This window comes from Kitasatospora sp. NPDC057936, assembly GCF_042887525.1.
Classification (GTDB): domain Bacteria; phylum Actinomycetota; class Actinomycetes; order Streptomycetales; family Streptomycetaceae; genus Kitasatospora.
Window position 1 is genome coordinate 25,534 of the sequence record NZ_JBHVPD010000010.1, and the last position, 7,244, is coordinate 32,777.

The window sequence follows — 7,244 nt, forward strand, 5'->3', positions numbered from 1 at the left end:
GGACAAAGGACAACCATCATGGGTTCCGCCTCCAAGCAGTCCAGCAAGAACAAGCAGCAGGGCGCCACCGACCGCCGCGCCCGGATCGCCGAGCTGCGCGCCGCCGAGCAGCGCCGCGACCGCCGCAACAAGATCATCGCGATCGTCGCCGCCTGCGTCCTGGTCGCCGGCACCGGCGGTGCCATCGCCTGGGTCCTCAAGGACCAGAGCGACAAGAAGCACGCCCAGGAGGTCGCCGCCAACGCGGACATCCCGGGCGTGAAGACCTTCGGCGACCTGAGCCGCAACCACGTCAAGGACAAGGTCACCTACCCGATGACCCCGCCGGTCGGCGGCGACCACAACGCGGTCTGGCTGGACTGCATGGGCCACGTCTACGACCAGCCGGTCGAGAACGAGCGCGCCGTCCACTCGCTGGAGCACGGCGCGGTCTGGGTGACCTACAACGGCAAGGCCACCCCGGAGGACGTCAAGACCCTCTCCGACAAGGTCAAGGCCACCCCGTACTCGCTCATGAGCCCCTACCCGGACGAGCAGGGCACCATCACCCTGAACGCCTGGAGCACCCAGCTCGTCGTCGACAGCGCCTCCGACCCCCGGGTCAACCAGTTCTTCACCAAGTACGTCCAGGGCAAGCAGACGCAGGAGCCCGGCGCCTCCTGCACCATGGGGCAGATGTGACCGCCGGGAAGCCCGTGACCCCCGGGGATCCGCAGGACGCCGACGGACCGCAGGACGCCGACGAACCGCAGGCCGTCGCCGCCCGGCCACGGCGCCGGCTCTGGTGGCCGGCCGCGCTGGCCGCCGCCGTCGCGCTGGCGCTCGGCGTGCCGGCCCTGGTGGCGAGCGGGACGTCGGCCTCCGGCTCGTCCTCGCTGACCGTCCCGGCGGACGGCTCACCCGAGGCCGGGTTCGCCCGCGACATGGCGACCCACCACCAGCAGGCGGTGGACCTGTCGTTCATCGTCCGGGACCGCACCTCCGACGAGCCGACCCGCACCCTGGCGTTCGACATCATCAACACCCAGGCCAACCAGCGCGGCATGATGATGGGCTGGCTCGACCAGTGGGGGCTGTCGCAGCACTCGCCGGCCAAGCCGATGGCGTGGATGGACATGGGCCACGACTACCAGGCCCACGACGGCTCGCTGATGCCCGGCATGGCGACCAACGCCCAGCTGGCGAAGCTGCGCACGCTCAGCGGCAGGGACGCCGAGGTGTACTACCTGCAGCTGATGATCGAGCACCACAAGGGCGGCGTCGAGATGGCCCAGGGCTACGTGGACCTGGCGAAGAACGACAGCGAGAAGCGGCTCGCCCAGTCGATGGTGGTCGCCCAGACCTCCGAGCTGGAGCTGATGACCGACATGCTCAAGGAGCGCGGCGCCGCCCCCGGCGTGCCCGCCTCCTGAGCCGCGTCCGCACGGCCTGACCGGCCAGGGGTGCGGTGGGGACGACGGAATGTTCCGTCGTCCCCACCGCACCCCGCTCTCTTTCGACCCTGATTTCTCGAACCGGCCCCCGGTTCGTTCCCCCTTGCGCTCTGGAGCACCGAACATGACCCCCGCCGCCCCCTGGCTCGTCGCCGGCCTCGGCAACCCCGGCCCCTGGTTCCGGCTCACCCGGCACAACGCGGGCTTCCTCGCCGTCGACCGGCTCGCCGAGCGGCACGGCGCGCGGTTCCGGCGGCGCGCGATCGGCAGCCGGGTCGCCGAGATCGAGGTGGACGGCCGGCGGGTGCTGCTCGTCAAGCCGCAGTGGTTCATCAACCTGTCCGGCCGCCCGGTGGCCGGCCTGATGCGGCGCCACGGCGTGCCCGTCGAGCAGCTGGTGGTGGTCCAGGACGACCTCGACTTCGCGTTCGGCTCCTGCAAGCTCAAGCGCGGCGGCGGCCCCGGCGGGCACAACGGCGTGCGCTCGGTCGGCGACGTCCTCGGCACCCGCGACTTCGTCCGGCTGCGCTTCGGCCTCGGCCGCCCGCCGAAGGGGCAGAGCGTCGGCGACTTCGTCCTGAAGAAGTTCTCGGAGGATGAGCTCGTCGCCCTGCCGAGCGTGCTGGACCGCTGCGCGGACGCGGTGGAGACGCTCGTGCGGCTCGGCCTCAACCGGGCCCAGGACGCGCTGAACGCCGTGTCCTAGTCGCCCGTCAGGAGCGGGCGGGGCCGGCTGGGCCGGCAGGGCGGGCAGGGCGGACCGGGCGGACCGGCCGGGTGAGGAGCACGGCCGCCGCCGCGACCCCCGCGAGGACCAGCAGCACCGTCCGCCCACCGGACGCCGCGCCCGCCAGGTGGACACCCAGGACGGACAGCGCCATGCCGAGCGCCGTGCCCAGGCTGCGCGCCATGTTCACCATGCCGCCGCCGACCGCCGAGCAGGCCGCCGGGATCGCCCGCATCACCAGCGCGTTGTTCGCCGGCAGCAGCAGGCCCAGACCGTACCCGGCGACCAGCAGCGGGACCGCCGACACCCCGGCCGAGACCGGCAGCAGGGCGAACAGCAGCAGTCCGGCACCCGCCGTCACCGCGCCGGAGCGACACCTCGTCACGTCCGACCAGCCGCGCGGCAGCAGCCCGCCGCCGACCGTCGCCGCGACCGCGAACGCGGCCGGCAGCAGCGTGATCACCAGGCCCGCGCCGGCCGTCGACACGCCCGCTCCGGTCAGCAGCACCGGGCCCAGCACGAGCGGGCAGAACAGCAGCAGGTACCCGATCAGCGCGACCACCAGCCCGGACCGCACGCCCGGCGTGTTGACCAGCCCGGGCGCCAGGATCGGCCGGGCGGCCCGCTGCTCCTGGCGGACCAGCGCGAGCGTCAGGACGGCCGAGGCCACGAGGAGGACGGCGACGAGCCAACCGGGCAGCGGCAGGCCCGAGGCCGTGGACAGGGCGAGCAGCAGCGCCGTGGTGGCGCCGGTGATCAGCAGCATGCCGGGGAAGTCGAAGCGGTGCGCCTTCCCAAGGGGCAGACGCGGCCCGGGCACGACCGCCGCGCGCTCCGCCCTGGTGCGCGGCAGCAGGTACCAGCCGGCGACGATGCCGAGCACGCCGATCGGCACGTTGACCCAGAACACCCACTGCCACGACGCGTGCTCGACCAGCAGCCCGCCGAGGGTCGGCCCGAGCGCCAGCCCTAGGCCTTGGGCGGCCGCCTGGATGCCGAGCGCGCGCCGCATCGCGTGCTCGGGCACGCCGCGCGCCACCAGCGCGACGCTGTTGGCCTGCATCATCGCGGCGCCGACGGCCTGCACGGCCCGGCAGCCGACCAGGATCCAGAGGCCGCCGGCGAACCCGGCGCAGAGCGAGGACAGGCCGAAGACGGCGAAACCGCCGATGTACATCGTCTTGCGGCCCACCAGGTCGGACAGCCAGCCGATGGGGGCCAGCAGGGCGACCAGGACGAGCAGGTAGGCGAGGGCGACCCACTCGACGGCGGCGAAACCCGCGCCGAAGTGACGGCCGAGGGCCGGGAAGACCAGGGCGATCACACTGGCATCGAGCTGACCGAGGAAGGCGCCGAGACACACGGTGCCGACGGCCAGCCAGTGGGCGTGGCGCCAGCCGGCTATGCCGCGGGGCCTGGGGCGCTCGGTGAGCAGCCGCGCGGCGAGGACGGTGGCGTTCATGTCACTCAATATATCGGATGCAGACATGTTCTTTCTACGACCTGATCGGAATCAGATGCGCACGGGGTGTGGCCGGCGGTTCGGCCGGCGGTTCGGCCGGCGGTTCGGCCGGCGGTTCGGCCGGCGGTTCGGCCGGCGGTTCGGCCGGCGATCCGCGTGGGCCGGCGCAGCGGCCGGGGGCAGCGCCCGAACCGGCTCCCCGGCACCCCCACCGGGCCGGCCGAAGCGTCCGTACCAGGCGATACGCTGTCCGCCATGCCGTCGTCACCGCACGTTCCCGACTCCGCCACCGGAACCCCCGAAACGTCGGTCGAACACGCCCGCCGGCTGACCGACGTCGTCACCCGCCTGCGCCGCGCCCTGCGCAGCAGCATCCGCACCGACTACCCGTGGGAATCCCTCCCCATGGCCCAGGTCGAACTCCTCCAGACCCTCGCCGCCGCACCCCTGCGCGTCGGCGAACTCGCCGCCCGCCAGCGACTCGCACCCAACACCGTCAGCGGCCTCGTCGGCAAACTCCTCGACGCCGGCTTCGTCGACCGCCAGGCCGACCCCGGCGACCGCCGCACCGCCCGCATCGCCCTCACCCCCGCCGGCCAGCGCCAGCTCGACGACTGGCAGCACGCCCACGAACGCCGCATCGCCGACGCCCTCGGCACCCTCGACCCCGCCGACCGCGACGCCGTCTTCCAGGCCCTGCCCGCCCTCGACCAGCTCGCCCGCGCCCTCGCCGGCCCCACCCCGACCGCCGAATAACCGCTGGTCACGCCCACCCCACGAGCACTACCGTGCGTGCCGTGAACACGGCACTGGTACACCTCGAACCCTGGACGGACGCCGACCTCGCGCTGCTGCGCCGGGTCAACACGCCGGAGATGAAGACGCACGTCGGCGGCCCGGAGAGCGAGGAGCAGCTGCTCGTCCGGCACGCCCGCTACCTCGACTTCGTCCCCTCCGGTCTCGGCTGCATGTACCGGATCGAGCTGCTCCCCGGCGGCGAACCCGTCGGCACCGTCGGCTACGGCACCCGGACGTGGGAGGGCGGGACGGTCCACGAGATGGGGTGGAACGTCCTCCCGCCCTTCCAGGGCCGGGGCATCGCCGTGGCCGCGACCCGCGCGGCCGTCGCCGCCGCCCGCCGCGAGGCCCGGCACCGGTACCTGCACGCCTTCCCGTCGGTCGACAATCCCGCGTCGAACGCCGTCTGCGAGAAGGCCGGCTTCACGCTGCTCGGGGAGACGGACTTCGAGTTCCCGCCCGGCCGCCTCATGCGGAGCCACAACTGGCGCGTCGACCTTCGGGCGTAGACCCGGCTCGGCACGGGGCGGGGCGGGGTGGGACGGGACGTGGCGGGACGGCACTCGGAATCGGGGCCGGGCAGGGCGGCATTAGGAATCGGGGCCGGGCCGGCCGGCACTCAGAACAGGGTGCCGCTCTCCAGCTCCAGGAGCCAGCGCTTGCGGTCGACCCCGGCCGCGAAGCCGGTGAGGGCCCCGCCGGCCCCGAGGACGCGGTGGCAGGGGCGGACGATGAGGAGCGGGTTCGCACCCACGGCGCCGCCGACGGCGCGCACGGCCCGCGGCGACTCGCCCGCCATCGCGGCGAGCCGGCCGTACGTGACGGTCTCGCCGTACGGGATCTCGTCCAGGGCCGCCCAGATCCGCCGCCGGAAGTCGGTGCCCTCCGGGGCGAGCGGCAGGTCGAACCCGGTGCGCTCACCGGCGAAGTAGGCGGTCAGCTGGGCCACCGGCTCGGCGAGGGACTCCGGGTCGAGGACCCAGTCGTCGGCGGGCTCGGCGAGGGCGTACTTCTGGCCGGGGGCGGTGACGGTGGCCAGCGCGGCCGGACCGTCCCCGTCGGGCCGGACGCCGCTCAGCAGCAGCCGGCCGAACGGGCTCTCCATGGTCGTGAACACGGTCGTGGTCATGCTCGTGCGTTCTCCGTTCCGGTACTGGTGGCGCTCGCGGACCCGGCCCACAGCCGGTGGACCGCGTAGGAGCGCCAGGGGGCCCACGCCTCGGCGGCACGGGCGGCGGACTTGGGGTCGCCGGGGGCGCCGAGGCGGACGAGGCCGTGCTTGACGCCGATGTCGCTCGGGAGGAAGACGTCGGGGTCGGCGAGCGCCCGCATCCTCAGGTAGCCGACCGTCCAGGGGCCGATGCCGGGCAGGCCCATCAGCTGCTCGGCCGACTGCTCCCGGTCGACGCCGCCGTCCAGCCGGACCACGCCCTCGGCGAGCGCGGCGCAGAGGCCGGTGAGCGCCCGGCGGCGGGCGGCGGGCATCGCGAAGTCCTCGGGGTCGGCGGTGGCCAGGGCGGCCGCCGTCGGGAAGAGCAGGCGCAGGCCGCCGTTGGGCTCGGGCAGGGCGGTGCCGTACTTCTCGGCGAGCCGGCCCGCCAGGGTGCGGGCCGCGCCGACGGTGATCTGCTGGCCCAGCACGGCGCGGACGGCGAGCTCGTGCGGGTCGACGTGGCCGGGCGAGCGCAGGCCGGGACGCTCGCGGACCAGCGGGCCGAGGAGCGGGTCGGCGCCGAGCTGCTCGTCGACGGCGTCGGGGTCGGCGTCGAGGTCGAAGAGGACGCGCAGGCGCTGGACGGCCGTCGGCAGGTCGCGCAGGTCGGCGAGGAGGAGGCGGCAGTCGAGCCACCCGCGGGTGCGCTCGTCGCCGGGCGCGAGGCCGTCGACCTCGGCGATGCCATGACCGTAGGGGAGCGCGAGGGTACGGCGGTAGGTGCGGACGCCGGGGCGCGCGCCGGGGACGACCTCCTCCACGCCGGGGACCGCGCGCAGGGCGAGGAAGTCGATCAGGTGGTCGCTGTCGATCGCGCCGCGATAGGCGAGGCGCAGGGTGAGGCCGCCGGCCGGGGTCGCGATGCGGCGGCCGGCCGCGACCTCGGCCCGCAGGCCGCTCGGGGTGCGGTCGTAGACCTCGCGGACGGTGTCGTTGAACTGCCGGACGGAGGCGAAGCCGGCCGCGAACGCGACGTCGGTGACCGGGAGTTCGGTGGTCTGCAGGAGCAGCCGGGCGGTCTGGGCGCGGCGGGCGCGAGCGAGCGCGATCGGGCCGGCGCCGAGTTCGGCGATGAGCTGGCGCTGGAGCTGGCGGGCGCTGTAGCCGAGGCGGTGGGCGAGGCCGGCGACGCCCTCGCGGTCGACGAGGCCGTCGCCGATCAGGCGCATCGCCCGGCCGACCAGGTCGGCCCGGTGGTTCCACTCCGGCGAGCCGGGCACCGAGTCGGGGCGGCAGCGGCGGCAGGCGCGGAAGCCGGCGCCCTGGGCGGCGGCGGCGCTCGGGTAGAAGACGCAGTTGGTGCGCTTGGGCGTCACCGCGGGGCAGCTCGGCCGGCAGTAGATGCCGGTCGTCGTGACGGCGGTGAAGAAGACGCCGTCGAAGCGGGAGTCCCGGCTGTCCACGGCTCGATACCGGATGTCGTCGTCGATCACGCTGTCCAGTCTGCGGCACCGGAGGGGTGTCGACTGGCGGGAATCGGACATGACCGTCGGGGGGCTTCCTCCTCCCGCTTCCCCTCCCTCTCCTCCTCGGCTGTCTCGCCCGTCGGGGGGGGGGGCGGGGGCGCGGAGCCGCCGGCCCCCCGGCGGTGGGGGGAGGTCGCCCGACCGC

8 protein-coding genes are annotated in these 7,244 nt (G+C 74.6%); 5 read left to right on the forward strand and 3 right to left on the reverse strand.

The genetic code is table 11. The features are described 5' to 3' along the window. The first annotated feature begins 18 nt into the window (after nt 1-18). The 3 genes from ACFVU9_RS08010 (at nt 19) to pth (ending at nt 2,139) form a co-directional block, all read left to right on the forward strand. Nucleotides 19-681, forward strand: a complete 663-nt coding sequence (locus ACFVU9_RS08010; protein WP_380443559.1) for a DUF3105 domain-containing protein — start codon at nt 19-21, stop codon at nt 679-681. Beyond that, nucleotides 678-1,412 (forward strand): DUF305 domain-containing protein, encoded by a 735-nt coding sequence (locus ACFVU9_RS08015; protein ID WP_380443561.1) that lies wholly within the window; start codon nt 678-680, stop codon nt 1,410-1,412. Before ACFVU9_RS08010 ends, ACFVU9_RS08015 begins: the two co-directional genes overlap by 4 nt. Nucleotides 1,413-1,557: 145 nt before the next feature. After that, nucleotides 1,558-2,139 carry an aminoacyl-tRNA hydrolase gene (pth, locus tag ACFVU9_RS08020; protein ID WP_380440912.1) on the forward strand — a complete coding sequence of 194 codons (582 nt, stop codon included), beginning with the start codon at nt 1,558-1,560 and terminating at the stop codon, nt 2,137-2,139. Nucleotides 2,140-2,146: 7 nt separating this feature from the next. Here the strand turns inward: pth and ACFVU9_RS08025 are convergent, their stop codons facing one another. Beyond that, complete coding sequence (locus ACFVU9_RS08025) at nt 2,147-3,622, reverse strand: MFS transporter (RefSeq protein WP_387591137.1); 1,476 nt, start codon at nt 3,620-3,622, stop codon at nt 2,147-2,149. 255 nt (nt 3,623-3,877) lie between these two features. Here ACFVU9_RS08025 and ACFVU9_RS08030 point away from each other — a divergent pair, with 255 nt between their 5' ends. Both ACFVU9_RS08030 and ACFVU9_RS08035 read left to right on the forward strand, forming a co-directional pair. Next, nucleotides 3,878-4,378 carry a MarR family winged helix-turn-helix transcriptional regulator gene (locus ACFVU9_RS08030; protein ID WP_380440916.1) on the forward strand — a complete coding sequence of 167 codons (501 nt, stop codon included), beginning with the start codon at nt 3,878-3,880 and terminating at the stop codon, nt 4,376-4,378. A gap of 32 nt (nt 4,379-4,410) precedes the next feature. Further along, nucleotides 4,411-4,929 (forward strand): GNAT family N-acetyltransferase, encoded by a 519-nt coding sequence (locus ACFVU9_RS08035; protein ID WP_380440918.1) that lies wholly within the window; start codon nt 4,411-4,413, stop codon nt 4,927-4,929. A 110-nt stretch (nt 4,930-5,039) separates the two neighbouring features. On the opposite strand, the gene ACFVU9_RS08040 is transcribed toward ACFVU9_RS08035, so the two are convergent. Continuing rightward, entirely contained in the window at nt 5,040-5,549 is a 510-nt protein-coding gene (locus ACFVU9_RS08040; protein WP_380440920.1) for a methylated-DNA--[protein]-cysteine S-methyltransferase, read from the reverse strand. Continuing rightward, on the reverse strand, nt 5,546-7,117 hold the full coding sequence (locus tag ACFVU9_RS08045; RefSeq protein WP_380440923.1) for a DNA-3-methyladenine glycosylase 2 family protein: 1,572 nt from the start codon (nt 7,115-7,117) through the stop codon (nt 5,546-5,548). Before ACFVU9_RS08045 ends, ACFVU9_RS08040 begins: the two co-directional genes overlap by 4 nt. Between the last annotated feature and the right edge of the window lie 127 nt (nt 7,118-7,244).